This is a genomic window from Polaromonas sp. AET17H-212 (genome assembly GCF_002379085.1).
In the GTDB taxonomy this organism is placed as follows: domain Bacteria; phylum Pseudomonadota; class Gammaproteobacteria; order Burkholderiales; family Burkholderiaceae_C; genus Polaromonas.
Genome location: NZ_NBZW01000001.1, coordinates 1 through 22,246, shown reverse-complemented (window position 1 = coordinate 22,246; position 22,246 = coordinate 1). Strand labels below are relative to the sequence as shown.

The window sequence follows — 22,246 nt, the reverse complement described above, 5'->3', positions numbered from 1 at the left end:
CCAAAAAAAATGGGCGGTGAAAACCCGCCCATTTGGTCGTGAAGCGCATATTGTAACCTGCTGTTGACGCCTGTGCAAGCAGTTTACATGCCGGAATGCAGCGCGCCCTGCGCAAGCTCCCCCGGGCCAGCATTTGCCATTTTCCGAAAAAACGGCGAAATCAGCAACAAAGGCCGCAACAAAGGGCCTGGATTGGCCAAATCCGCGTCAGCCTTGTGCCGCCACCAGGGTTCGCGTGTAAGGATGCTGCGGCCGCTCCAACACCTCGTCCACGCTGCCGGCTTCCAGCACCTCGCCGTCCTTGAGCACCATGACCTGGTGCGCCATGGCCCGGATCACGTCCACGTCATGGGTGATCAGCAGGTAGCTCAGGCCATGCTCTCGCTGGAGTTTTTGCAGCAGCTGGAGCACCTGTTTCTGGATGGTCACATCCAGGGCGCTGGTCGGTTCGTCCAGCACCAGCAAACGGGGCTGGATGATCAGGGCCCGGGCAATGGCCAGCCGCTGGCGCTGCCCGCCCGAAAACTCATGCGGGTAGCGCTGCAGCAGGCCGGGGAACTGCGCTTCGCCCATGCCTACTTCCCCCAGCGACTGCAGCACCTGCGCGCGCCGCTGGCCGGCGGACAGCCCCGGCTCGTGGACGCGCAGGCCTTCACCGACGATTTCTTCGACCGTCATGCGCGGCGACAGCGAGGAAAACGGGTCCTGAAACACCACCTGCACCGCGCGGCGGATACGTTTGTTGCCGGCGGCATCTCCGCTCCATGCCTGGCCCGCCGCCAGCAACTGCCCCTGGTGCGGGTACAGGCCCAGCGCGGCCAGGGCCAGCGTGGATTTGCCCGACCCGGACTCACCGATCACCCCCAGCGTCTGGCCGGCGGGCACATGAAAGCTGGCGCCATGGAGGGCCACAAACTCGCCCTTGCGAAACCAGCCGCGCACCCCGGGAATCGGCAGCGGGTAGGTCACCCGCAGGTCCCGGGCCTGCAGCACCGCAGCGGCGGCGGGATCGGCCCGTCCCTCCGCCACGTCGCGGGCCGGCCGGCTGTCGATCAGCTTGCGGGTGTAGGCATGCTGCGGCTTGTCGAACACCTGCGCCACCGGCCCGGTCTCCACAATGCGTCCGTCCTCCATCACGGCAATGCGGTCGGCAAAGCGCCGCACCAGGTTCAGGTCGTGGGTGATCAGGAGCACCGCCATGCCGTTGCGCTGCTGCAGCCCGGTCAGCAGGTCGAGGATCTGCGTGCGCAGCGTGACGTCCAGGGCCGTCGTCGGCTCGTCGGCCAGCAGCAGTTTGGGCTGGCAGGCCAGCGCCATGGCAATCATGGCGCGCTGGCGCTGCCCCCCCGACAGCTGGTGCGGGTAGGAGCCCGCGCGCCGGGCGGCCTCGGGGATGCCGGTATCCGCTAGCAATTTGATAGCTGCCTGCGCAGATTCAACGGGGGTCAGGGCCTTTTTCAGCTGCAAGACTTCGGCGATCTGCTCACCCACGGTGAACAGCGGGTTCAGGGCCGTCATCGGCTCCTGGAAGATCATCGCGATGTCCTCGCCGCGGATGCCGCGCAAGGCCCGCTCGGGCAGCGACAGCAAGTCCACCGCCCCCTCCTGCGCGGCGAAAGCGGCCTCGCCACTGATGGCAGCGTTCTGCACGAGGCGCAACAGGCTCAGCGCGGTGACGGTTTTCCCGGAGCCCGACTCCCCGACCAGCGCGAGTTTTTCCCCGGGCTGGATGGAAAAATCGATGCCGCGCACGACCTCCTTGCCGGAAAAGGACACGCGCAGGTTTTTGACGTCAAGAAGACAGGACAGGTTCGCGCCGGGCATGGAGGTCGTGAAGGCCGTCATTTATCCGCTTTCCGTGGGTCCAGCGCATCCCGCAGCGCATCGCCCATGAAGGTCAGCAGCAACAGGGTCATCACCAGCACCGCGAAGGTCGACAGGGATATCCACCAGGCGTCGATGTTGGCCTTGCCCTGGTTCAGCAGCTCGCCCAGCGAGGGTGTGCCGGGCGGCACGCCCAAGCCCAGAAAGTCGAGCGAGGTCAGCGCCAGGATGGCCGCGCTCATGCGAAAAGGCAGAAAGGTGACCACCGGTGTCAGGCTGTTGGGCAGGATGTGGCGCCACATGATCTGCAGGTTGCCGACGCCCAGCGCGCGCGCCGCGCGCACGTAGTCCATCTGGCGGTTGCGCAGAAACTCGGCGCGCACATAGTCGGACAGACCCATCCAGCCGAACAGGCTGAGCAGCAGCAGCAGCACGGCCACGCTGGGCGCAAAAATCGCGCTGAAAATGATCAAGAGGTAAAGCTCGGGCATGGAACCCCAGATTTCGATGAAACGCTGGAAGGCCAGGTCGGTTTTGCCGCCCACATAACCCTGCACCGCCCCGGTGATGATGCCGACCACCACACCGATCAGCGTCAGCGCCAGCCCGAACAGCACGCTGAGGCGGAAACCGTAGATCAGCTGGGCCAGCAGGTCGCGCCCGCGGTCGTCGGTGCCGAACAGGTTGTCGCGCGACGGCGCCGACGGGTTGGGTTCTTTCGCGAAATAGTTGATGGTGCGCGGGCCGTAGGGATTGAGCGGATAAACCGACCAGTTGTCCCCTTCCCTGAGTTTGGCGCGGACAAAGGGATCGAGGTAGTCGGTCGGTGTGTCGAAATCGCCGCCAAAGGTTTTTTCCGAATAGTCCCGGACCAGCGGGAAGTAGAACGCCCCCTCGTAACGCACCAGCAGCGGCCGGTCGTTGGACAAGACTTCGGCAAACAGGCTCAGCACCACCAGCACGCAGAAAATCACCAGGCTGCGGTAGCCCAGCTTGTTGCGCCGGAAGCGCTGCCAGGCGCGCCTGGAGGGCGATGCGGAAAGGGGCGAGGCAGGGACCGTCATGACTCAATCAAACTTCACGCGGGGATCAACCCAGACATAACAGAGATCGGAGACCAGCTTGGTCAGCAGGCCGATCAGCGTGAACAGGTACAGCGTGCCCAGCACCACCGGGTAGTCGCGCCGGATCACGCTTTCGTAACTCAGCAGGCCCAGGCCGTCGAGCGAAAACAGGGTTTCGATCAGTAGCGAGCCGGTGAAAAAGGCGCCGATAAAGGCCGACGGAAAACCCGTGATGATGGGGATCAGCGCATTGCGAAACACGTGTTTCCAGAGCACCTGGCGCTCGGACAGGCCTTTGGCCCGCGCCGTCAGCACGTACTGCTTGCGGATTTCCTCGAGAAAGGAGTTTTTGGTCAACACCGCCGTGACCGCAAAACTGCCCAGCACCATGGCCGTGACCGGCAAGGTGATGTGCCACAGGTAGTCCGTGATGCGTGCGCCCCAGGTCAGGGTTTCCCAGTTCGACGAGGTCAGCCCGCGCAAGGGAAACCACTGCAGCTGCCCGCCAAAAATCACGAGCAGCGCCACGCCCAGCACAAAGCCGGGAATGGCATAACCGACCAGCACGATCAGCGTGGTGACGAAGTCAAAACGCGAGCCGGCGCGCACCGCCTTGGCCACGCCGAGCGGCACGGCGATCAGGTAGCTGATAAAAAAGGTCCACAGCCCGAGGCTGATGGACACCGGCAGCTTTTCCTTGACCAGTTGCCAGACGTCCTTGTGCTGGTAAAAACTTTTCCCGAGGTCAAACCGCGCGAACTGCCCGAGCATCTGGAAAAAACGCTCGTGTACGGGTTTGTCAAAGCCGTACAGCGCCCGGATTTCCTCGATGCGCTGCGCGTCCAGGCCCTGGCGCCCGCGGTAGCCGGAGCCGGTGGCCGCCGCCCGCTCGCCGCCGGAATCGCGCCCCTGCAGCTGCGCCACCATCTGCTCGACCGGGCCGCCGGGCACAAACTGCACCATGGCAAAGGTCAGCAACAGCACCCCCAGCAAGGTGGGGATCATCAGCAGCAGGCGCTTGAGGATGTAGCTGGCCATGGTTATGCGGGGGACAGCGAATACATGAAGTGAAAAGCGTGGGGGGTCATTTGTTGGAGCTTGAAGCCCACCAGGTGCTCATGGCCCAGGTGTCGGCCTGGTAGTACGGCGGAATCGTCGCCGGCAACACAAACGGCGCGGGCCGGTAGCCGATCAGGAAGGCGTCGCCATAATACTGCGGCACCGAGTAAAAGCCGTGCGTCAGCACCCGGTCCAGCGCGCGCATGGCGGCGCCCAGCTCAGGCCGGGTTTTGGCGGTCACCACCTTTTGCAGCAAGGCATCGACGGCCGGGTCGGCAATACCCCAGACATTGGACGAGCCCGGCGTCTTTGCCGCCTCGGATCCGAAACGCTCCAGCAACTCGCTGCCGGGCGCGGTCGAGCCCGGCAGCCGCAGCGTCGTGATCTCGAAATCGAACGCGTCCATCTTCTGCTTGGCCAGGGAGAAATCAACGACCCGGTAAGTCATGGTGATGCCCAGTTTTTCCAGCGCCTTCTGGAAAGGCCCGACGATGCGCACCAGCGAAGGCTGGTCGTTGAGGAACTCCATCGTGAAGGCCTCGCCTTTGGCATTGCGCAGCGCGCCATCGCGGTAGGTCCAGCCGGCTTCGCGCAGCAGCGCCTGGGCCTGACGCAGGTTTTGCCGCAGGCTGCCCGGTGGCGTGGTGGTGGGCGCCACCGGCACGGCACCAAACACCGCAGGTTGGAGCCTGGCGCGCAGCGGCTCCAGCAGCGCCAGCTCGTCGGGCTTGGGCAGCCCCTCGGCATGAAACTCGCTGTTCGGGAAATAGCCGTTGACACGTTTGTAGATGCCGTAGAACAGCTGGCGGTTCATCCATTCGAAGTCCATGGCCAGACCGATCGCCTGGCGCACGCGCACATCCTGGAATTTTTCCTTGCGCAAGTTGAACACATAACCCTGGAAATCGCCGGGGTTGCGGTTTTCGAAGGCCCGCTTGACGAGTTCGCCCGAGGTGAACTGCTTGCCGGTGTACTGGCGCGCCCAGTTGCGCGAGATGAACTCGCGCATGAAGTCGTACTCACCGGCTTTCAGGCCTTCAAAACGCGAGGTTTCGTCGAGATAGATCTTGAAAGTGATGCGATCAAAGTTGAACTGCCCCTTGCGGCTGGGCAACTCGGCGCCCCAGTAGGCCGGGTCGCGGACATAGGTGATGTCGCGCCCCATGGCCGTGCTGGCGGGCTTGTAGGGGCCGGAACCTATCGGCAGGTCGGACACAATTTTGTCAAACGGCTTGCCGCCGCCCCAGGCACGGCTGAACACCGGCATGCCGCCGACGACCAGCGGCAACTCGGGGTTGGGCACCGCAAAATCGAAACGCACCAGTCGTTCGGAGAGCACCTGCACGCCCTTGACCTCGGCATAAATGCTGCGGTATTGCGGCGCGGCCAGCTTGCCGGTCAGTTGCGTGAACGAATGCAGCACGTCGGCGGCCAGCACCGGCGAGCCGTCCTGAAAACGCGCCCTGGGATGCAGGCGGAAGGTCGCCGACAGCCGGTCCGGCGCCACCGCGACGTCGTCGGCCAACAACCCGTAGGCGGTGGTCGGCTCCTCGGCGTTGCCGGTCAGCAGGCTCTCGATCATCAGCATGCCGATGCCGTAGGGCGCCGTGCCGCGCAGCGTGAAGGGGTTGAACTTGTCGAAGTTGGTGGGCCGGGTCGGCGGCACCATGCGGATCTCGCCGCCCTTGGGCGCAGCCGGGTTGACGTAATCGAAGTGGGTGAAGCCCGGCGGGTACTTGATGTCGCCAAACTGCGCATAGGCGTGGGCGGCCCAGGACGCCGGCGCCAGGCAGACCAGAACGGCCATCATCAAGGCCCGCAAAAACGACAAATCCCGCATGCGACAATTCTGCACTACTTAAGTTGGCAAAGAGCGCCATGTACGCAGCGCGCCCTTGGCCAGTTCACCCGCACACACTGGAGCACAACGCATGGGCACACCCACGGGATTTCTCACCGGAAAAAAACTGTTGATCACGGGCGTCCTGTCCAACCGGTCCATCGCTTACGGCATTGCCAAGGCCTGCCACGCCCAAGGTGCCGAACTGGCCTTCAGCTATGTGGGTGAACGTTTCAAGGACCGGATCACCGAATTTGCCGCCGACTTTGGCTCCAAGCTGATTTTTGACTGTGATGTCGGTGACGATGCGCAGATTGCTGCCCTGTTTGCAGACCTGTCCAAAACCTGGCCGACCTTTGACGGTTTTGTGCACAGCATCGGTTTCGCGCCACGCGAGGCGATCGCCGGAGACTTCCTCGAAGGCCTGACACGCGAAGGCTTCAAGATTGCCCACGACATCAGCGCCTACAGTTTTCCGGCCATGGCCAAGGCCGCCCTGCCCCACCTCAACCCCAAGTCGGCCCTGCTGACCCTGACTTACCTGGGTGCCCAGCGCACCATCCCCAACTACAACACCATGGGCCTGGCCAAGGCCAGCCTGGAAGCCAGCGTGCGTTACCTGGCCGAATCGCTGGGCCCCAAGGGCATGCGCGTCAACGGCATCAGCGCCGGCCCGATCAAGACACTGGCGGCCAGCGGCATCAAGGACTTCGGCAAGCTGCTGGGCATGGTGGCCGCCGCCTCGCCGCTGCGGCGCAACGTCACCATCGAGGATGTCGGCAATGTGGCCGCCTTCCTGCTGTCCGACCTGGCTTCCGGCGTCACCGCCGAAATCACCTATGTGGATGGCGGCTTCAGCCACACGGCCGGCATCGGCCGCGACGCCGAGGCGAGCTGAACCGGCTCAAGGTTCAGTCCCGGGTTTGGAGTCAAATATGGCTTCAGCCCCTGATAAGCGGGCGCTATCAGCTATTAAAATGTGAGCAAAACCGCGCCAGCTACTTAGGTGCGGCGCCAGTACACGTAAGACCACGCGGCTTCAAAGCCCGCGCGCCGGTATAACGCCTGCGCGGCGGTGTTGCTGGCCTCCACCTGCAGGAAGACCCGTGCCATGCCCCGCTCCCGTGCAATGTCGGCCAGCCCGGCCAGCACCCGTCCGGCGAGACCCCGGCCGCGGTGCCCTGCGACGGTGCGCATGCCGTGCACGCTGACCCAACCATGGCCAAACGCCGCCACTCCGCCCGCGAGCACCTGGCCGCCTTCACGAACGCTGGCATACACCGAGCCCTGCGCACGACTCAGCGCCCTGACCCGGCAGGCGCCGTCCACCGGATCAAAGCCTTCTCCCAGGAAAAGCGCCGTCCAGGCCGCATCCGGCGCAGCATGGATCTCGGCGCTTACCTGCGATGACACATCGCGCATACGCGCTACCGTGCCCAACTGCACCAGCGTGGGTTTGTCGGCGCTGTAGCCGCGCTGGCGCAGTTCATGGCGCAAACCGTCAAAACAGGCGTCGGTGGCCAGGCGAAACACCGCCGGCAGGCCGCGCGCCGCGTAATACGCCTCGATGCGGTCCAGCACGCCCGGCTCCGCGTGCGTATGCTGCAGCGGCACGGCGCTTCGGGCGCGGCCTATGGTTCCGTGATCGACCGGCATCAGCCAGCCCTCCCGCTCCTCCACGGTGTCGGGGGCCACGGCGGCCAGGGTGGCCTGTTCTATGGAAGCAACATCTTTGGCGTTCATGAATGAAGTTTGTACTGGTTCAGTCTTGCAGCAGGCCCGCGCCTGACCGCACAATCGTCAGGCGCAGGCCAGAAAAGCGGGCAAAACGGAAAAACTCCAACACTACTATTTTGATAGCTGACTCCGCCCTTCGTTCGGGCGCTTGCGGCATGAATCATGCAATAAATCCAGCGACATGACGACACCTCCACCACCCACCTTCACGCTCCCCCGCGCGGGCGGCGCTTTCCTTCGCATCCGCGCACTGCCCTGGCTGCTGGCATTGACGTCCCTGTTGGCGCCGGCCCTTCCCGCTGCGGCGGCCGGCAACAACCCGTCGCTGATGCTGGCCAATGTCTACCGCCCCGGCATCGCACTGCAGGACTACTGGGTCAGTGAAAAACTCGACGGCGTGCGGGGCTACTGGGACGGAGAAAAGTTGCTGACCCGCGGCGGCGAACGCATCGCCGCGCCGGCTTGGTTCACGGCGGGCTGGCCCAGGCAGCCCCTGGACGGCGAGTTGTGGGCCGGGCGGGGTCAATTCTCCAAGGCGGTCTCTACCGTGCGCCAGCAAACGCCGGACGACGCCGCGTGGCGCGCCCTGCGTTTCATGGTGTTCGACCTGCCCACGCAGGCCGGAACCTTCACCGAGCGGATTCCGGCCCTCCATGGGGTGGTCAGCCGCATTGACCAGCCCTGGGTGCAGGCGGTCGCGCAGTCCCGGGTGGCCAGCCATGCCGAACTCCAGCGCCTGCTGGCCAAAACCGTCCGGCTGGGTGGCGAAGGGCTGATGCTGCACCGCGGCGCCTCGCTTTACCAGGGCCTGCGCAATGACGACCTGCTCAAGGTCAAGACGCATGAAGACGCGGAAGCCCGCGTGCTGGCCCACCGGCCGGGCCAGGGCAAACATGCGGCGGCCTTGGGCGCTTTGCTGGTCGAGACGATCGGCGCGGACGGCCTGCCGGGCAAGCGCTTCAAGCTGGGCACCGGCTTCAGCGACGAACAGCGGCGCCACCCACCGCTCGTGGGCAGCATCGTCACCTACCGCTTTCGCGGCTTGAATGACAGCGGTGTGCCGCGCTTTGCGAGCTTCCTGCGGGTTCGGGAGGACATGGCGCCGGCACAGCCCTGAACGCCGCGGCCGGCGACCGGCGAGCCGGTTTCGCGCGTTGATTACTCTTTCACGCAGTCAGCGTAATAGTGCTTCTTGCCGTCGGCGTCTTCAATTTCGACCAGGCCATGAATGTCGGTCTCGAAGCCCGGGCACTGCGCGTTGAACTCGCGTGAGAACTTCAGGTAGTCGACGATCTTCTTGTTGAACACTTCGCCGGGAATCAGCAGCGGAATGCCGGGCGGATAGGGCGTGACCAGTCCCACCGTGATGCGGCCCTCGAGCTTGTCGATCTCGACGCGTTCGGTTTTGTGCAGCGCGATGTGCGCGTAGGCGTCGCTGGGCTTCATGGCCGGCGTCAGGTCGCTTAAATACATGTCGGTTGTCAGGCGCGCGATGTCGTACTTGGCGTAGAGCGCGTGGATGTGCTGGCACAGGTCGGCCAGGCCCATTTTTTCGTACTTGGGATATTTCTGGCAGAACTCCGGCAGGATGCGCCACATGGGCTGGTTCTTGGCGTAGTCGTCCTTGAACTGCTGCAGCGCCGTCAGCATGCTGTTCCAGCGGCCCTTGGTGATGCCGATGGTGAACATGATGAAGAAGCTGTAGAGACCGGTTTTCTCCACCACCACGCCGTGCTCGGCCAGGAACTTGGTCACGATGCTGGCCGGAATGCCGGTTTTGGCGAATTTGCCGTTCAGGTCCATGCCGGGTGTCACGACGGTGGACTTGATCGGGTCCAGCATGTTGAAGCCGGTCGCCATCTTGCCGAAGCCGTGCCAGTTGACGCCGGCCTTGGCATTCTTGGATTCGCCCTTGATGATCCAGTCATCCGAGCGGCCGATGCCCTCGTCCACCAGCTTCTCGGGGCCCCAGACCTTGAACCACCAGTCGTCGCCGTATTCCTCATCGACCTTGCGCATCGCGCGGCGAAAATCCAGCGCCTCGGCAATGCTTTCCTCGACCAGCGCGGTGCCGCCGGGCGGCTCCATCATGGCCGCGGCCACGTCGCAGCTGGCGATGATGCTGTACTGCGGCGAGGTCGAGGTGTGCATCAGGTAGGCCTCGTTGAAGAGGTGCCTGTCGAGCTTGACGGTCTGCGAGTCCTGCACCAGCACGTGGCTGGCCTGGCTGATGCCGGCCAGCAGCTTGTGGATGGACTGTGTCGCATACACCATGGCCTGCTTGGGCCGCGCGCGTTTTTTTCCCATCGCGTGGTAGCTGCCGTAAAACGGGTGGAAGGCCGCGTGCGGCAACCAGGCCTCGTCGAAATGCAGGTTCTCGACATACCCGTCGAGCATGCCCTTGATGGTTTCGGTGTTGTACAGCACGCCGTCGTAGGTGGACTGGGTGATGGTCAGCACCCGCGGCTTGACCTTCTTGGCGTCCACGCCCTTGAGCAGCGGGTTGGCCTTGATCTTGGCCTGGATGGAAGCCTGCTCGAACTCTTCCTTCGGAATCGGGCCGATGATGCCGAAGTGGTTGCGCGTCGGCTTGAGGAACACCGGAATCGAGCCGGTCATGATGATCGCGTGCAGGATGGACTTGTGGCAGTTGCGGTCCACCACCACCACATCGCCGGGCGCCACGGTGTGGTGCCAGACCATCTTGTTCGAGGTGGACGTGCCATTGGTCACGAAAAAGCAGTGGTCGGCGTTGAAGATGCGGGCGGCATTGCGCTCCGAGGCACCGACCGGGCCGTCATGGTCCAGCAACTGGCCCAGCTCCTCGACCGCATTGCAGACGTCGGCGCGCAGCATGTTCTCGCCGAAAAACTGGTGGAACATCTGCCCGACCGGGCTCTTCAGAAAGGCCACGCCGCCGGAATGCCCCGGGCAGTGCCAGGAGTAGGAACCGTCCTCGGCGTAATCGAGCAGCGCCTTGAAAAATGGCGGCTGCACGCCCTCCAGGTAACTCTTGGCCTCGCGGATGATGTGGCGCGCCACAAACTCGGGCGTGTCCTCGAACATGTGGATGAAGCCATGCAACTCGCGCAGGATGTCGTTGGGGATGTGGCGCGAGGTCTTGGTTTCGCCATAAACGTAAATCGGCACATCCAGGTTCTTGCGCCGCACTTCCTCGATGAAGTGGCGCAGGTTCACCACCGCGGGGTCCAGATCCGGCCCGGGCGTGAATTCTTCGTCGTCAATCGACAAAATGAAGGCGCTGGCACGGCTTTGCTGCTGCGCAAACTGCGACAGGTCACCATAGCTGGTCACGCCCAGCACCTCAAAACCCTCGGTTTCTATGGCTTGCGCCAGCGCGCGAATGCCCAGCCCGGAGGTATTTTCGGAGCGGAAGTCTTCGTCAATGATGACGATGGGAAAGCGGAATTTCATCAAAAGGCCTTTGCCTGGAGCTGCCAAAAAAAACGAATCAGGGCCGAAGTGTAAGGATATTTGCGGTCAGCGGCGCCAGCTTGGCCTTTCCCGGTCGGGTTTGAGAACTTGTTCTATGCTTGCCGGGGAGATTTGTGGCCCAGAATGTGGCTTTTAGGAAACGAAGGAAACGCAACATGGCAACCCTGTCCGATTCGACGATTTGGTGGCTGCTGGCCGGTGCTGCCGTGGCGCTGGAACTGGTCACAGGGACGTTTTACCTGCTGATGCTGGCCGTCGGCATGACGGCGGCGGCGCTGGCGGCCCATCTTGGTGCCTCCGTCATGCTGCAGATTGTGGTCGCGGCCGTGGTCGGCGGCGGCGCCGTGGTGGCCTGGCACTGGAAACGCAGCAAGAGCCCCAGGCCGGCCCAGGCCAATGCCAACCGGGACGTGCAGATGGACATCGGCGAGACCGTGCATGTGCAGCAGTGGAACGACGATGCCACCGCCACCGTGAAATACCGCGGCGCCCAATGGACGGTGGAGCTCGCCGACCATGATGCGGCGCCCCAGCCCGGCCTCTTCAAGGTCAGAAAACTCAACGGCAACCGCCTGGTGGTCGGCAAACTGTGAGAAAGTGAACGGTCTGATGCCGGTCGGCTGAGGCCGCCCCTGTTTTTGTTTTTTTACGGAGAAATTCATGGAAATTGCACTCGTCATCCTGGTGATTGCCGTCATTTTTATCGCGCGCAGCATCAAGGTCGTGCCCCAACAAAATGCCTGGGTCGTCGAACGGCTGGGCAAATTCCACGGCAGCCTGACACCGGGCCTCAATTTCCTGATCCCTTTCATTGACCGCGTGGCCTACAAACATTCGCTCAAGGAAATCCCGCTCGACGTTCCCAGCCAGGTCTGCATCACGCGCGACAACACCCAGTTGCAGGTGGACGGCATCCTGTATTTCCAGGTCACCGACCCGATGCGCGCCAGCTACGGCTCCTCCAACTACATCGTGGCCGTCACCCAGTTGGCGCAGACCTCGCTGCGCAGCGTGATCGGCAAGCTCGAGCTCGACAAGACCTTCGAGGAACGCGACATCATCAACGCCCAGGTCGTGGCCGCCATCGACGAGGCCGCACTGAACTGGGGTGTCAAGGTGCTGCGTTACGAGATCAAGGACCTGACCCCGCCCAAGGAAATCCTGCATGCCATGCAGTCGCAGATCACCGCCGAGCGTGAAAAACGCGCACTGATTGCCGCCTCCGAAGGCCGCCGCCAGGAACAGATCAACATCGCCACCGGTGAACGCGAGGCCTTCATTGCCCGCTCCGAAGGTGAAAAGCTCGCTGCTATCAACAATGCGCAGGGTGAAGCGGCCGCCATCACGGCGGTGGCCGAAGCCAATGCGCGCGCGATCGAAGTCGTGGCTGCGGCCATCCGCCAGCCCGGCGGCGAAATGGCGGTCCAGCTCAAGGTTGCCGAAAAGGCGATGGAGGCCTACTCCCGCGTCGCGGCTGACGCCAAGACCACGCTGATTGTTCCCAGCAACATGACCGAAGTCTCGGCCCTGATCACCTCGGCCATGACCATGGTGCAGTCCACCCGGGCCGCCTGATCAGCATCCGCAGAAGGCAAACGCATGAGCACCATGAACGTCCTCGGCACGGAGCTGGTCCCCTGCTCCTACGACCCGCTGACCGGCTATTTCCGCGACGGCTGCTGCAACACCGACGAGTCCGACCAGGGCTCGCACCTCGTCTGCGTCAAGGTGACCAGCGACTTTCTGGTGTTTTCAGCAGCCAAAGGCAACGACCTGGTGACACCGCGGCCGGAGTACCGCTTTGCCGGGCTCAAGCCCGGTGACCGGTGGTGCCTGTGCGCCAACCGCTGGCGCGAGGCACTGGAAGCCGGCTTTGCACCCCCCGTGATTCTGGAGTCCACCCACCTCAAGGCACTGGAGTTCGTGACACGCGCGCAACTGGAAAAACACCGTTTTCACAGCGCGCTTCACTGATCAACGCCATCTTGTGTGCCGCGCACTGCTACAATGTGAGGCTTCGCGGAAAGGTGGATGAGCGGTTTAAGTCACACGCCTGGAAAGCGTGCGTGGGGTTATACCCACCGCGGGTTCGAATCCCGCCCTTTCCGCCAAAAGTACAGTTGCCGTGAGTTTTCCACACGGCAGTGAAAACTCCTGAAAGCCCGGCTTGTCCGGGCTTTTTTGTGTCTGCTGTTTTTATGTCCGCCATTGAGGTACAGGACTGACCGCCTCAGCGCAACAATACCCTCCCGGCGATGAATGGCGCTGCAGCACCGCGAGCGTCTTCCCGCGCCTCCTTTCCAGGAACAAAAAAAAGCCACCTCGCGGTGGCTTTTTTGCTGAGGGCCGGAAAATTTATTCCAGAGCCGTTTTCTTGCCGTCCTTGTAGGTGTACAAGGTGATGGACGGGTTCTTCAGTTCGCCATTAGGCAGGAACTCGATGGTGGTGGTCACGCCCTTGAAGCTGGTTTTGATCAACTCGGGGATGTAGACTTTCGGCTCGCTCGAGTTGGCGCGTTTCATCGCGTCGACCAGCACGAAAGTCGCGTCATAGGTGTACGGGCTGTAGACCTGGAACTGGTTCGGGTACTTCTCGTCGTAGCGCTTCTTCCACTCGACGCCGCCAGGCATCTTGGCCAGCGATGCGCCGCCTTCGGCACAAACCACGTTGCTCAGGGTTTTGGCGCCAGCAGCGAGTTTGGCGATCTCGGAGGTGCAGATGCCGTCGCCGCCGAAGTACTTGACCTTGCTCATGCCGAGCTGCTCCATCTGGCGCAGCATGGGGCCGGCTTGGGGATCCATGCCGCCGTAGAAAATAGCGTCAGGGCCTTTGGCCTTGATGGCGGTCAGGATGGCCATGAAGTCGGTGGCCTTGTCGGTGGTGAACTGCTCGTCCACCACGGTCATGCCTTTTTCCTTGGCAGTCTTCTTGAAGATGTCGGCAACACCCTGGCCGTAAGCGGAACGGTCGTCGATGACGGCCACTTTCTTCAGCTTGAGCGTATCGGCAGCGTAAAACGCCAGACCGGCCCCCAGGGCCAGATCGTTGGCGATGATGCGGTAGGTGGTGTTGTAGCCTGGCTTGGTCAGGTCAGGGTTGGTGGCGGCACCGGTGACGTGAGGAATGCCGCAGTCGTTGTAGACCTTGGAGGCAGGAATGGTCGTGCCCGAGTTGAGGTGACCCACCACGCCGGCGACTTTGGAGTCGCACAGTTTTTGTGCGGCAGCCGTGCCCTGTTTCGGATCAGCCGCATCATCTTCAGCGACGATTTCGAAGGTGGCCTTCTTGCCGCCGATCATGACGCCCTGTTTGTTCAGGTCCTCGATGGCCATGCGGACGCCATTTTCATTGTCTTTGCCGTAATGGGCCTGCGCGCCGGAAGTCGGGGCGACGTGACCGATCTTGACAACGAGCGTATCACCGGCGGGAGCGGGAGCCGCAACGACCGGGGCAGCAGGTGCAGTGGCGGCCGGCGCAGCTTCTTCTTTTTTGCCGCAGGCAACAACCAACATGGCGGCCAAAGCGACCGCAGTCCATTTCATTTGCATAAATACACTCCAATTATTAAATTACCGTTGATGGTTGAGAACTGATTTTTTTACTCAACAGCCACGAACATAACGCAATTTCCGCGCCCGCACCATAGCAAGCAGCCCTAGTGTTGCGCGGTGGAGGCCGGGAAAGAAACGAAATTGATCTGCTATTAGCAAATCTAATAAAACGCGAGAAGCAGCCCATTCCCAACGGTAACGCTGGGCCGTGCGGCATGATCAGCCATCGGCAAAAATGCCGGCAGCCGCAGGCAACAGGTCGTCCAACCGCAGCCGCTTCTGGCATTATTTACGTCCTTCAACAAGCCATCCGCATGAAAAGGGGAAGCCCGGGACGCAGCAGTTTCAGGGCTTGTCCAGCAGCTGGCTGGCCAGTTCCTGTTCAAAGGCCTGGTTGACCGACTGCCGCACGACGATCTCGATTTCGTCCCTGAGGCTGGGCGCCAGTGCCTGGGTGTGTTCCAGCACCAGACGGCCCACGGTCTCGCGCAGCAGCCGGTCCAGCGTCAAATCGACGCGCTGCATCACGCGATGCACCATCTGCTCCTGAAAGTGCTGCATGTCCATCGCCGCGGGCGCGGTCCGGCCCCCGGGCGTGGTGGCCTGGGGTTGCACCACTTCCGTCAGCGTGGGCACAAACCGGGGTGGCGGGCGGTTCATGTTGCGCCCGCGCTGGCCAGGTCATGCCGCTTCATGGCATAACCGCGGTCGGCGTAATGCTTCCAACGGCTGCGGGCCGCCGCGCGGTCGTCATCGGCCAGGGTGACCAGTTCGATGAACCGCTCGAAACGCTCAAACCCGACCGGCACCTGGTGTCCGAGATTGACCAGCACCTCATGGTGGGGACAGGCCTCCAGCGACCCGGCCAGCACCACCGGCGTCACAGACACGGTGGACGGGACGGCGCTCAGGTGGCAATGCGGCACAAACTCCAGCGGGGAAAAGGTCCACAACAACTGGTCGAGCCGGGCCAGCATGTCCGGCTCGGCAGTCACCACCACGCGCGCCCCGCTGCCCCAGGCCTTGCGCAGCAGCCGGCAGCTGTAGGTCAGCTTGTCCGGCACGTTGAAATGAAAAGCAACTTCCGTCATGCGCGGGACCGGGCCCCCGCCTTGGGGGTCCGGGTTTTGGCTGGCGCCCTGCCCGACTGAACCTGGCTCAGCAAAAAGTCGACCAGCAGGGGCACGGGCCGGCCGGTTGCGCCCTTGGCGGCACCGCTTTTCCAGGCCGTGCCGGCAATGTCGAGGTGCGCCCAGGGGAACTTGCCGGCAAAACGCTGCAGAAACTTGGCTGCGGTGATGGCGCCGCCGGCACGTCCGGCGACGTTGGCCACGTCCGCAAAATGAGTTTTCAGGCCATCGGCGTATTCGTCGTCGAGCGGCATGCGCCAGCACAGATCAAGCGAGCTGTCGCCGGCCGCGCCCAGGGCCAGGGCCAACGCTTCGTCGCTGGAAAACATGCCGCTGCGCACGCCACCCAGCGCAATCACGCAGGCGCCGGTCAGGGTGGCAATGTCCACCACGGCGCGTGGCTTCAGGCGTTCGGCATAGGTCAACGCATCACACAGCACCAGCCGGCCTTCGGCATCGGTGTTGAGGATCTCGATGGTCTGCCCGCTCATGCTGGTGACCACATCGCCGGGCTTGACGGCGCGGCCGTCGGGCATGTTTTCGCAGGCCGGAATCAGGCCCACCACATTGAGCGCGGGCTGCAGTTCGGCCAGCGCGCGGAAAGTACCGAGCACGCTGGCGGCGCCGCCCATGTCGTATTTCATCTCGTCCATCTCGGCGGCCGGCTTGATGGAGATGCCACCGGTGTCGAAAGTGATGCCCTTGCCGATCAGCACCACCGGCGCCTCGGCTTTCGCGCCGCCGTCATAACGCAGCACGATGAAACGCAGGGGTTCTTCCGAGCCTTGGGCGACGGCCATGAAGGAGCCCATGCCGAGTTTGGCGACCTCTTTGGGGCCCAGCACCTCCACCTTGATTCCAGGCAGTTTTCCGAGGTCCTTGGCGGCCTGGGCGAGCATTGTCGGCGTCGCGTGGTTGGCCGGCCGGTTGGCCCACTCCTTGGCGAGTGCGAGTCCCTTGGCCAGCCCGACGCCCTTGTCGAATCCGGCCCGGCTGGCCGCCAGCGAGGAGACGGCCACCAGCACCTGCTTGAGTTTTTGTTCGGCCGGCTTCGATTTGGTGGTGCTGTAAAGGTAGGCGGCATCGGCGCAGGCCAGCACGGCGGCGCGCGCGGTCTCCTGACCGGCCTGCGGCAGTGCGCAGAGACTGAGCAGCACACGCCGCGCATTGGTGTTTTTCAGGGCAACCATCGCTGCATGCACCGCGGTCCGTATGCTTTTGGCGCTGCCGTCGCCGGCCCCCGCCAGCAGTACCCGCGTGGCCGCCACGCCCTCGGGCCGGTAGGCGCTGAGCAGCTTGCCGGCCTTGTTTTCAAAGTCCCCCGCCTTCAGCGCCAGCGTTACCATTTTCGACACCGCGTCGGTTCCGGCGCCCGTCTCGCCGGCCACCAGCACAATCAGGGCATCACATTTCTCGGCGCAAATTCGGGCGGGGGTCAGGGTTTTGAGTTCAAAGTCCATAATCGAGGGTTAGGCGTCGCAAGCGCAGTTGTCGGTTGTTGTTAAGGGCAAGTTTCAGTCAATGTTATTCCAATCCTCGATCCGCAAAGAGCTGGCGCGCAGTTTTGGGGCCACCCTTGTGGTTTTGATGACCATTGTGATCACCATCATCCTGATCCGCACGCTCGGGCAGGCCTCGCGCGGCAGTGTCAACCCGCAGGACGTGATGCTGGTCATGGGGTACTCGGCCCTGGGCCGCATGCCGATCATCCTGACGCTGTCCCTGTTTGTGGCCATGGTCAGCACCCTCTCGCGCATGTACCGCGACAGCGAGATGGTCGTCTGGTTTGTCAGTGGCCGCGGTCTGGGCTTTTTTCTCGTCCCGCTGTTCCGCTTCGCCTGGCCGGTGCTGCTGGTGATCACGCTGATGTCGGTGTTTGTCTGGCCCTGGTCCAACCTGCAGACCCAGGAGGTGCGGGACCGGTACGAGCAGCGCGGGGACCTGCAGCGGGTCTCGCCCGGCCAGTTCCAGGAATCGTCCAGCGGCAACCGGGTCTTTTTCATCGACCGCGACACCAGCGGGGAAAAAGTCAGCAACAACGTCTTCATCGCCTCGACCGAAAAGGGCAAGAATTCGGTGACCACCGCCAGTTCCGGTCGCATCGAAACCGTCGGCAAGGACCAGATGCTGCTGCTCGACAACGGCCAGCGGCTTGAAAGCGAGATCGGCAAGTCGGCCCTGAAGATCACCGAGTTTGCGCAATACGGCAGCAAGGCCGGCGACAGCCCGCTGATCAACGGCGCCAACATCCCCGAAAAATCCAAGTCCACCCGCGAACTGATGAAGTCGCCCACACGGACCAACCAGGGCGAGCTGGCCTGGCGCCTGGGCATGGCGCTGGCCGCCATCAATTTTGTCGTGATTGCGCTGGCGCTGGCCAGCGTCAACCCGCGCGCCGGACGCAGCGGCAACCTGATCTTTGTGCTGTTCACCTTTGTCGTTTATCACAACCTGCTGAACCTGGGCCAGAGCTGGATCAGCGTGGGCGCGGCCAATTTCGCCGGCTTCGTGCTGGCCCTGCACGGCGGCGCGTTGCTGCTGGCGCTGGGCTGGCTGTCCAAGCGCCACCTGAACTGGACCTTCAAGGGCGCCATGAGCCGGGAGCGCAAGCGGCAGGCCAGCCGGCAGGCGGGCAAGGTGGCCGCATGAAAACCATACGCCGCCTGATTTACGGCGAGGTGCTGGCCTCCATTGCTTTTGTGGCGGTCGGATTTCTGGCGCTGTTTTTCTTTTTCGACCTGGTCGATGAGCTGCAGTACCTGGGCAAAAATGCGGCCGGCGCCGTCAGTTCCGACGCCAACACCTACCAGATCCGCCATGCGCTGCTGTACGTGGCGCTGCTGATTCCCAGCCACCTGTACGAGCTGGTACCGATCTCGGTGCTGATCGGCACCATTTTCGTGATGGCCCGGCTGGCGCAGAGTTCGGAATACACCATCTTGCGCACCAGCGGCCTGGAACCCTGGCGCGCGTTGCGCCTGCTGCTGACCCTGGGGGCGATTTTCGTCGTGGTCTGTTTCGCCATCGGCGACTACGTGGCCCCGGCCGCCGACCGTGCCGCCCAGCTGCTCAAGGCGCGTTACCAGGGCCGCATCACCATCGGCCAGACCGGGGCGTGGCTCAAGGAAAAACAGGCCTACAACAGCTACGTGGTCAACGTCGGCGCCCTGTCGGCCGACAACGAGATGCAGGCCGTGCGGGTGTTCGAGTTCGACAACAAGGGCCTGCTGGTGTCCATCACGCAATCGGCCATCGCCCGGTTTGGGTCCGACGATTCCTGGCAACTCGAAAACGGCACCCGGACCGAATTCACCGTGCGGCCGGGACAGGCAAGCAGCAGCGAGGCCGCGCGTGACACGGCCAAAATCAGCATCAACAAGATCGCCCAGTTCCGCTGGCCCACCGGCATCAGCGCGGAGATGGTCTCGGTCGCCGTGCTCAAGCCCGAACGCATGAGCACGATCGACCTGTTCGCCTACATCCGCCACCTCAACGCCAATGGCCAGACCGCCCAGCGTTACGAAATCGAGTTCTGGAAAAAGGTGTTCTACCCGCTGAGCTGCCTGGTGATGGTGGTGCTGGCCCTGCCCTTCGCCTACCTGCACTTTCGCAGCGGCGGCATCGCCGGTTATGTGTTCGGCGGCGTGATGATCGGCATCAGCTTTTTCCTGCTCAACAACGTGTTTGGCTACATCGGCAACCTGCAGAACTGGCAACCCTGGCTGGCCGCCGCCGCGCCCGGCCTGCTCTACACCGCCATTTCGCTGGGCGCCTTCGGCTGGCTGGTCCTGAGACGCTGATGGCCAGGCAAGGCATCGTCCTGTTTGCGCACGGCTCGCGCGACCCCCTCTGGCGCCTGCCCATCGAGGCCGTGGCCGAGGCGATCCGCGCACGCGACCCCGATGCCCTGGTCTGCTGCGCCTACCTCGAGTTGTGCGCGCCGGACCTGGCCCAGGCCGCTACTGATTTGATAGCTTCCGGCGTAGACAGTATCAAGGTTTTCCCGCTTTTTCTCGGTGTGGGAAAACACGCCCGGGAAGACCTGCCGCTGCTGCTGGCAGAAGTTCGCGCCTTGCACCCGGAGGTGACGGTGGCCCTGATGCCGACGGCTGGCGAGCACCCCCAGCTGACCGCGCTGATGGCCGAAATCGCCCTGTCCTGAACCGGGGGCACCAAGGCGCGCGGCTTCCTGCATTTTTTAAGCGCTGGCCAATCGCTCTTAGGTTCAAACGGGCATAATAAAGCGAACAATTAGCAAGAATCGGATATGAATCTTCACCAATTTCGCTTTGTCCAGGAAGCCGTCCGGCGCAACCTGAACCTCACCGAAACGGCACGCATCCTGCACACTTCGCAGCCCGGGGTGTCCAAGGCCATCATCGAGCTCGAGGAAGAACTGGGTGTGGAAATTTTTGCCCGCCACGGCAAGCGCCTCAAACGCGTGACCGAACCGGGCGAACACGTGCTCAAAAGCATAGACATCATCATGCGCGAAGTCGGCAACCTGCGGCGTATCGGCGAGCAGTTTTCCGCGCAGGACAGCGGCACCCTGTCGATCGCGACCACCCACACCCAGGCCCGTTATGTGCTGCCGCAGCCGGTGGCCAAGCTGCGCGAGGCGTTTCCCAAGGTCAACGTCAGCCTGCACCAGGGCTCGCCCGACCAGGTGGCGCGCATGCTGATCGACGAGGTGGCCGAGATCGGCATTGCCACCGAGTCGCTGGCGCACTACGAAGAGCTGGTCACGCTGCCCTGCTACGAATGGCAGCACATGCTGGTGTTGCCGCTGGACCACCCGCTGGCCAAACAGGACAACATCACGCTGGAAGACCTGGCCGAGCAGCCGCTGATCACCTACCACCCCTCGTTCACCGGCCGCACCAAGATCGACCAGGCCTTTGCCGCCAAACACCTGCATCCGCGCATTGCGCTCGAAGCGATCGACTCCGACGTGATCAAGACCTATGTGCGCCTCGGCCTGGGGGTCGGCATTGTGGCCGAGATGGCGCTCAAGGACGACGGCACCAACACCGACCTGGTCGCCCTGCCGGCCGGCCAGCTGTTCGGCGTGAACGTGGCGCGTGTCGCCTTCAAGCGCAGCGCCTACCTGCGCAACTTTGTCTACAAGTTTGCCGAACTGCTCAATGACAAGCTCGACCGCGCCCAGATCACCCGGGCCATGAGCAGCCGCCACGGCGATTTCGAACTTTAAAAACCTTTCCTCCAGCACCCACCCATCCCCATGACAACCATGCCTTTTGCCAGCGAGCGCACGCCAGAACTACAGACCAAACTGCCCGCCGTGGGCACCACCATCTTCACCGTGATGTCGGCGCTGGCCCTCGAAAAAAACGCGGTCAACCTGGGCCAGGGTTTCCCGGACTTCGACTGCGACCCCCAACTGGTCGGCGCCGTCAACGATGCGATGACCCGCGGCCTGAACCAGTACCCGCCCATGCCCGGTGTGCCGGTGCTGCGCGAGGCGATTGCCGCCAAGCTGCAGCAGCTGCACGGCCGCAGCTACAACCCGAATACCGAGATCACCGTGACGGCCGGCGCCACGCAGGCCATCCTCACGGCGGTGTTGGCCGTGGTGCACCCCGGTGATGAAGTCATCGTGCTCGAGCCCTGTTACGACAGCTACGTGCCCAACATCGAGCTGGCCGGCGGCGTTCCCGTGCGCGTGCCCCTGACACCCGGCACCTTCCGCCCCGACTTCGACAAGATCTCCGCCGCCATCACCCCCAAAACGCGCGCGATCATCATCAACTCGCCGCACAACCCCAGCGCCACCGTCTGGACCCGCGCGGACATGCTGCGCCTGCAGGAGATCCTGGCGCCCACCGACGTGCTGCTGATCAGCGACGAGGTCTATGAACACATGGTCTTCGACGCCGCGCAGGGCCGCGTGCACGAAAGCGCCGCGCGTTTCCCCGGCCTGGCCGCGCGTGCTTTCATCGTCAGCAGTTTCGGCAAAACCTACCATGTGACCGGCTGGAAGGTCGGTTATGTGGCGGCACCCGCTTCGCTGACAACCGAGTTCCGCAAGGTGCACCAGTTCAATGTGTTCACTGTCAACACGCCCGTGCAATACGGCCTGGCGAGCTACATGCAGGATGCGCGTCCTTACCTGGACCTGCCGGCGTTTTACCAGCGCAAGCGCGACCTGTTCCGTGCCGGTCTGGCGAAAACCCGCTTCAAGCTGTTGCCCAGCGAAGGCACTTATTTCCAGTGCGTGGACATCTCGCAAGTCAGCGACCTCGGTGAAGCCGATTTCTGCAAATGGCTGACCAGCGAGATCGGCGTCGCCGCGATTCCGCTCTCGGCGTTTTACGGCAACGGCTTCGACCAGCGCGTCGTGCGCTTCTGTTTTGCGAAGAAGGACGAGACGCTCAACAGTGCGCTGGAGCGGCTGGCCAGGCTGTAATTTGCTATCCTATTGGTAGCTATTGGCGTAATACCTATAAGGGCTGGAGGCCGATTTCATCATTGAAATCGGTACAAGGATATAAGTGCATTTGCGGCATCACGCTGCGTTCCCGGTTCGCTTGGGACAGTAGGCGCAACTCCCCACTCCCTCCCCC

20 protein-coding genes and 1 tRNA gene are annotated in these 22,246 nt (G+C 63.2%); 11 read left to right on the top strand and 10 right to left on the bottom strand.

The genetic code is table 11. The features are described from left to right. Window positions 1-207: 207 nt before the first annotated feature. Genes B7G53_RS00105 through B7G53_RS00090 form a run of 4 tightly spaced genes read right to left on the bottom strand, consistent with a single transcriptional unit; the run spans window position 208 to window position 5,787 of the window. Window positions 208-1,845, bottom strand: coding sequence for an ABC transporter ATP-binding protein (locus tag B7G53_RS00105; protein WP_255249866.1), 1,638 nt, complete (start codon window positions 1,843-1,845; stop codon window positions 208-210). Beyond that, a complete protein-coding gene (locus B7G53_RS00100; RefSeq protein WP_096662238.1) occupies window positions 1,842-2,888 on the bottom strand; it encodes an ABC transporter permease in 1,047 nt (348 codons plus the stop codon). The genes B7G53_RS00105 and B7G53_RS00100 overlap by 4 nt, the downstream gene beginning before the upstream one ends. Before the next feature lie 3 nt (window positions 2,889-2,891). Then, window positions 2,892-3,926: a microcin C ABC transporter permease YejB gene (locus B7G53_RS00095; RefSeq protein ID WP_096662237.1), complete on the bottom strand. Its 1,035-nt coding sequence runs from the start codon at window positions 3,924-3,926 to the stop codon at window positions 2,892-2,894. A 46-nt stretch (window positions 3,927-3,972) separates the two neighbouring features. Next, window positions 3,973-5,787 (bottom strand): extracellular solute-binding protein, encoded by a 1,815-nt coding sequence (locus tag B7G53_RS00090; protein WP_096662236.1) that lies wholly within the window; start codon window positions 5,785-5,787, stop codon window positions 3,973-3,975. 91 nt (window positions 5,788-5,878) lie between these two features. Between B7G53_RS00090 and fabI the strand changes: the two genes are divergently transcribed. Next, a complete protein-coding gene (gene fabI / locus B7G53_RS00085; protein WP_096662235.1) occupies window positions 5,879-6,685 on the top strand; it encodes an enoyl-ACP reductase FabI in 807 nt (268 codons plus the stop codon). A gap of 104 nt (window positions 6,686-6,789) precedes the next feature. On the opposite strand, the gene B7G53_RS00080 is transcribed toward fabI, so the two are convergent. After that, window positions 6,790-7,530: a GNAT family N-acetyltransferase gene (locus tag B7G53_RS00080; protein WP_096662234.1), complete on the bottom strand. Its 741-nt coding sequence runs from the start codon at window positions 7,528-7,530 to the stop codon at window positions 6,790-6,792. Between the two features lie 175 nt (window positions 7,531-7,705). Here B7G53_RS00080 and B7G53_RS00075 point away from each other — a divergent pair, with 175 nt between their 5' ends. After that, the gene (locus tag B7G53_RS00075) at window positions 7,706-8,641 is read left to right on the top strand and encodes a DNA ligase (RefSeq protein WP_096662233.1); all 936 of its coding nucleotides are present in this window, start codon (window positions 7,706-7,708) and stop codon (window positions 8,639-8,641) included. Window positions 8,642-8,682: 41 nt separating this feature from the next. Here the strand turns inward: B7G53_RS00075 and B7G53_RS00070 are convergent, their stop codons facing one another. Continuing rightward, a complete protein-coding gene (locus tag B7G53_RS00070; protein ID WP_096662232.1) occupies window positions 8,683-10,959 on the bottom strand; it encodes an arginine/lysine/ornithine decarboxylase in 2,277 nt (758 codons plus the stop codon). A gap of 176 nt (window positions 10,960-11,135) precedes the next feature. Between B7G53_RS00070 and B7G53_RS00065 the strand changes: the two genes are divergently transcribed. The 4 genes from B7G53_RS00065 to B7G53_RS00050 all read left to right on the top strand — a co-directional run bounded on the left by B7G53_RS00065 (window position 11,136) and on the right by B7G53_RS00050 (window position 13,091). Next, a complete protein-coding gene (locus B7G53_RS00065) occupies window positions 11,136-11,573 on the top strand; it encodes an NfeD family protein (RefSeq protein WP_369680262.1) in 438 nt (145 codons plus the stop codon). A 67-nt stretch (window positions 11,574-11,640) separates the two neighbouring features. Continuing rightward, window positions 11,641-12,555, top strand: a complete 915-nt coding sequence (locus B7G53_RS00060; protein ID WP_096662231.1) for an SPFH domain-containing protein — start codon at window positions 11,641-11,643, stop codon at window positions 12,553-12,555. A gap of 24 nt (window positions 12,556-12,579) precedes the next feature. After that, window positions 12,580-12,954, top strand: coding sequence for a DUF2237 family protein (locus tag B7G53_RS00055; RefSeq protein ID WP_096662230.1), 375 nt, complete (start codon window positions 12,580-12,582; stop codon window positions 12,952-12,954). Between the two features lie 47 nt (window positions 12,955-13,001). Continuing rightward, window positions 13,002-13,091: transfer RNA gene (locus tag B7G53_RS00050), tRNA-Ser, on the top strand. Window positions 13,092-13,335: 244 nt separating this feature from the next. Here B7G53_RS00050 and B7G53_RS00045 read toward each other — a convergent pair. The 4 genes from B7G53_RS00045 to B7G53_RS00030 all read right to left on the bottom strand — a co-directional run bounded on the left by B7G53_RS00045 (window position 13,336) and on the right by B7G53_RS00030 (window position 17,122). Further along, the gene (locus tag B7G53_RS00045) at window positions 13,336-14,529 is read right to left on the bottom strand and encodes a branched-chain amino acid ABC transporter substrate-binding protein (protein WP_176491237.1); all 1,194 of its coding nucleotides are present in this window, start codon (window positions 14,527-14,529) and stop codon (window positions 13,336-13,338) included. Between the two features lie 348 nt (window positions 14,530-14,877). Further along, the gene (locus tag B7G53_RS00040; protein ID WP_096662229.1) at window positions 14,878-15,192 is read right to left on the bottom strand and encodes a hypothetical protein; all 315 of its coding nucleotides are present in this window, start codon (window positions 15,190-15,192) and stop codon (window positions 14,878-14,880) included. Further along, window positions 15,189-15,623 (bottom strand): DNA polymerase III subunit chi, encoded by a 435-nt coding sequence (locus B7G53_RS00035; protein ID WP_096662228.1) that lies wholly within the window; start codon window positions 15,621-15,623, stop codon window positions 15,189-15,191. Before B7G53_RS00035 ends, B7G53_RS00040 begins: the two co-directional genes overlap by 4 nt. Further along, a complete protein-coding gene (locus tag B7G53_RS00030; protein ID WP_096662227.1) occupies window positions 15,620-17,122 on the bottom strand; it encodes a leucyl aminopeptidase in 1,503 nt (500 codons plus the stop codon). Before B7G53_RS00030 ends, B7G53_RS00035 begins: the two co-directional genes overlap by 4 nt. A gap of 61 nt (window positions 17,123-17,183) precedes the next feature. On the opposite strand from B7G53_RS00030, the gene lptF reads away from it, so the two are divergent. From lptF to B7G53_RS00005, 5 genes are all read left to right on the top strand, one after another. Beyond that, window positions 17,184-18,311: an LPS export ABC transporter permease LptF gene (lptF, locus tag B7G53_RS00025; protein WP_096662226.1), complete on the top strand. Its 1,128-nt coding sequence runs from the start codon at window positions 17,184-17,186 to the stop codon at window positions 18,309-18,311. Beyond that, window positions 18,308-19,462 (top strand): LPS export ABC transporter permease LptG, encoded by a 1,155-nt coding sequence (lptG, locus tag B7G53_RS00020; protein ID WP_096662225.1) that lies wholly within the window; start codon window positions 18,308-18,310, stop codon window positions 19,460-19,462. The genes lptF and lptG overlap by 4 nt, the downstream gene beginning before the upstream one ends. Next, complete coding sequence (locus B7G53_RS00015) at window positions 19,462-19,824, top strand: sirohydrochlorin chelatase (RefSeq protein ID WP_096662224.1); 363 nt, start codon at window positions 19,462-19,464, stop codon at window positions 19,822-19,824. The genes lptG and B7G53_RS00015 overlap by 1 nt, the downstream gene beginning before the upstream one ends. A 105-nt stretch (window positions 19,825-19,929) precedes the next feature. After that, the gene (locus tag B7G53_RS00010; protein WP_096662223.1) at window positions 19,930-20,874 is read left to right on the top strand and encodes a CysB family HTH-type transcriptional regulator; all 945 of its coding nucleotides are present in this window, start codon (window positions 19,930-19,932) and stop codon (window positions 20,872-20,874) included. Between the two features lie 30 nt (window positions 20,875-20,904). Then, window positions 20,905-22,089 (top strand): pyridoxal phosphate-dependent aminotransferase, encoded by a 1,185-nt coding sequence (locus tag B7G53_RS00005; protein WP_096662222.1) that lies wholly within the window; start codon window positions 20,905-20,907, stop codon window positions 22,087-22,089. The last annotated feature ends 157 nt before the right edge of the window (window positions 22,090-22,246 follow it).

Bases quoted from the DNA above. Each gene is read 5' to 3' on its own strand.
- B7G53_RS00075 (WP_096662233.1), top strand. From the start codon at position 7,706: ATGACGACACCTCCACCACCCACCTTCACGCTCCCCCGCGCGGGCGGC.
- lptG (WP_096662225.1), top strand. From the start codon at position 18,308: ATGAAAACCATACGCCGCCTGATTTACGGCGAGGTGCTGGCCTCCATT.
- B7G53_RS00095 (WP_096662237.1), bottom strand. From the start codon at position 3,926: ATGGCCAGCTACATCCTCAAGCGCCTGCTGCTGATGATCCCCACCTTG.
- fabI (WP_096662235.1), top strand. From the start codon at position 5,879: ATGGGCACACCCACGGGATTTCTCACCGGAAAAAAACTGTTGATCACG.
- B7G53_RS00080 (WP_096662234.1), bottom strand. From the start codon at position 7,530: ATGAACGCCAAAGATGTTGCTTCCATAGAACAGGCCACCCTGGCCGCC.
- B7G53_RS00055 (WP_096662230.1), top strand. From the start codon at position 12,580: ATGAGCACCATGAACGTCCTCGGCACGGAGCTGGTCCCCTGCTCCTAC.
- B7G53_RS00030 (WP_096662227.1), bottom strand. From the start codon at position 17,122: ATGGACTTTGAACTCAAAACCCTGACCCCCGCCCGAATTTGCGCCGAG.
- B7G53_RS00100 (WP_096662238.1), bottom strand. From the start codon at position 2,888: ATGACGGTCCCTGCCTCGCCCCTTTCCGCATCGCCCTCCAGGCGCGCC.
- B7G53_RS00035 (WP_096662228.1), bottom strand. From the start codon at position 15,623: ATGACGGAAGTTGCTTTTCATTTCAACGTGCCGGACAAGCTGACCTAC.
- B7G53_RS00060 (WP_096662231.1), top strand. From the start codon at position 11,641: ATGGAAATTGCACTCGTCATCCTGGTGATTGCCGTCATTTTTATCGCG.
- B7G53_RS00090 (WP_096662236.1), bottom strand. From the start codon at position 5,787: ATGCGGGATTTGTCGTTTTTGCGGGCCTTGATGATGGCCGTTCTGGTC.
- B7G53_RS00040 (WP_096662229.1), bottom strand. From the start codon at position 15,192: ATGAACCGCCCGCCACCCCGGTTTGTGCCCACGCTGACGGAAGTGGTG.
- B7G53_RS00005 (WP_096662222.1), top strand. From the start codon at position 20,905: ATGACAACCATGCCTTTTGCCAGCGAGCGCACGCCAGAACTACAGACC.
- B7G53_RS00070 (WP_096662232.1), bottom strand. From the start codon at position 10,959: ATGAAATTCCGCTTTCCCATCGTCATCATTGACGAAGACTTCCGCTCC.
- lptF (WP_096662226.1), top strand. From the start codon at position 17,184: ATGTTATTCCAATCCTCGATCCGCAAAGAGCTGGCGCGCAGTTTTGGG.
- B7G53_RS00045 (WP_176491237.1), bottom strand. From the start codon at position 14,529: ATGCAAATGAAATGGACTGCGGTCGCTTTGGCCGCCATGTTGGTTGTT.
- B7G53_RS00010 (WP_096662223.1), top strand. From the start codon at position 19,930: ATGAATCTTCACCAATTTCGCTTTGTCCAGGAAGCCGTCCGGCGCAAC.
- B7G53_RS00105 (WP_255249866.1), bottom strand. From the start codon at position 1,845: ATGACGGCCTTCACGACCTCCATGCCCGGCGCGAACCTGTCCTGTCTT.
- B7G53_RS00015 (WP_096662224.1), top strand. From the start codon at position 19,462: ATGGCCAGGCAAGGCATCGTCCTGTTTGCGCACGGCTCGCGCGACCCC.
- B7G53_RS00065 (WP_369680262.1), top strand. From the start codon at position 11,136: ATGGCAACCCTGTCCGATTCGACGATTTGGTGGCTGCTGGCCGGTGCT.